Below are 1132 nucleotides of genomic sequence, written 5' to 3' on the forward strand. Positions count from 1 at the left end.
TATACAGATTATTATTGATGAAGAAGAAGGTAGATATTGGATAAATGTATTAAATGAAAACTATACAGGAGATTTAGATGATGACCCTCTATTAGAGCAATATGTATTAGTACCAATTAGTAAAATTCAAGATAGGCTAGATATAATTTTGTAGATATGCATTAATATAAGTTTTGTGAGGTGAAACAATGGAATATGATGAGGTAATTAAATGGCTTGAATATGATATAGACATGAACAAGAAAATATTAAAAAATCTTGCTACAGAAAAAGCTAGAAATAACACTAAAAAGTTAATAGCAGCGTTGGAGAAAGCTAAAGAAATAGTTAAACAAATGGAGGGATAGAATGAACAGCGTAGTTTTAATTGGCAGATTGACAAGAGACCCAGAATTGAGATTTCTACCTGGAAACGGAAAAGCAGTTGCCACCTTTAATATAGCAGTTGATAGACCTTTTACTAATACAAAAGGAGAAAGAGAAACTGATTTTTTTAAAATTGTAGTTTGGGGTAAACAAGCTGAAAATTGTGCTAACTATCTAGGAAAAGGTAGATTAGTAGGAATTCAAGGCAGAATACAGACTAGGTCATATGAAACACAGCAAGGTGAAAGAAGATATGTTACAGAGATAGTGGCGGATAGAGTACAATTCCTAGATTGGGGTAACAAGGGACAAGCTAATGATGATACACCAGACGGATTTCAACCTGTATACGACGAGGAAATTCCATTTTAGAATGAATGGGGGATATGAATGAGAAATAACTGGCATGCATTATTTCTGTGTATAGTTAAAAATTATTCTGTAGACCAATCTTTAGGACTTATGAAAATAAGGCCGAGAAGGGGGCGATATTATGGACCAATTTGCAATGAAGTTAGCAAAAAGTATAGAAAAACTTGCAATTGAACAGGGCATGGACTTGAAGGAATGTATTGAAGCTGGAATTGATTTATTGAGAATGCAACAGATGAAACAATCAATAGATACTTTAAAACGAGGTGGTATTAATGTTGCAAGAAGAAATTAGACAAGCTCAATTGGAATTAAAGTGTGCTGAAAACAGATTTAATAATGCAACAACAGAAGATGAAATTGATATAGCTATCTTTGATATGAAAGCAGCCGA

Annotated in this window: 4 protein-coding genes; all 4 read left to right on the top strand. The window is 32.9% G+C overall.

The window, feature by feature from the left end; all coding sequences use genetic code 11:
- Positions 1-188: 188 nt before the first annotated feature.
- Genes AB4Y15_RS14090 through AB4Y15_RS14105 form a run of 4 tightly spaced genes read left to right on the top strand, consistent with a single transcriptional unit; the run spans position 189 to position 1033 of the window.
- Positions 189-347 carry a hypothetical protein gene (locus tag AB4Y15_RS14090; protein ID WP_427340963.1) on the top strand — a complete coding sequence of 53 codons (159 nt, stop codon included), beginning with the start codon at positions 189-191 and terminating at the stop codon, positions 345-347.
- Position 348: 1 nt separating this feature from the next.
- Positions 349-738: a single-stranded DNA-binding protein gene (locus AB4Y15_RS14095; protein WP_427340964.1), complete on the top strand. Its 390-nt coding sequence runs from the start codon at positions 349-351 to the stop codon at positions 736-738.
- A gap of 18 nt (positions 739-756) precedes the next feature.
- Positions 757-912 carry a hypothetical protein gene (locus tag AB4Y15_RS14100; RefSeq protein WP_427340965.1) on the top strand — a complete coding sequence of 52 codons (156 nt, stop codon included), beginning with the start codon at positions 757-759 and terminating at the stop codon, positions 910-912.
- Positions 860-1033: a hypothetical protein gene (locus AB4Y15_RS14105; RefSeq protein WP_427340966.1), complete on the top strand. Its 174-nt coding sequence runs from the start codon at positions 860-862 to the stop codon at positions 1031-1033. The genes AB4Y15_RS14100 and AB4Y15_RS14105 overlap by 53 nt, the downstream gene beginning before the upstream one ends.
- The last annotated feature ends 99 nt before the right edge of the window (positions 1034-1132 follow it).

It is taken from the genome of Caloranaerobacter longqiensis (assembly GCF_050286925.1).
Taxonomy (GTDB): domain Bacteria; phylum Bacillota; class Clostridia; order Tissierellales; family Thermohalobacteraceae; genus Caloranaerobacter.

Bases quoted from the DNA above. Each gene is read 5' to 3' on its own strand.
- AB4Y15_RS14090 (WP_427340963.1), top strand. From the start codon at position 189: ATGGAATATGATGAGGTAATTAAATGGCTTGAATATGATATAGACATG.
- AB4Y15_RS14095 (WP_427340964.1), top strand. From the start codon at position 349: ATGAACAGCGTAGTTTTAATTGGCAGATTGACAAGAGACCCAGAATTG.
- AB4Y15_RS14100 (WP_427340965.1), top strand. From the start codon at position 757: ATGAGAAATAACTGGCATGCATTATTTCTGTGTATAGTTAAAAATTAT.
- AB4Y15_RS14105 (WP_427340966.1), top strand. From the start codon at position 860: ATGGACCAATTTGCAATGAAGTTAGCAAAAAGTATAGAAAAACTTGCA.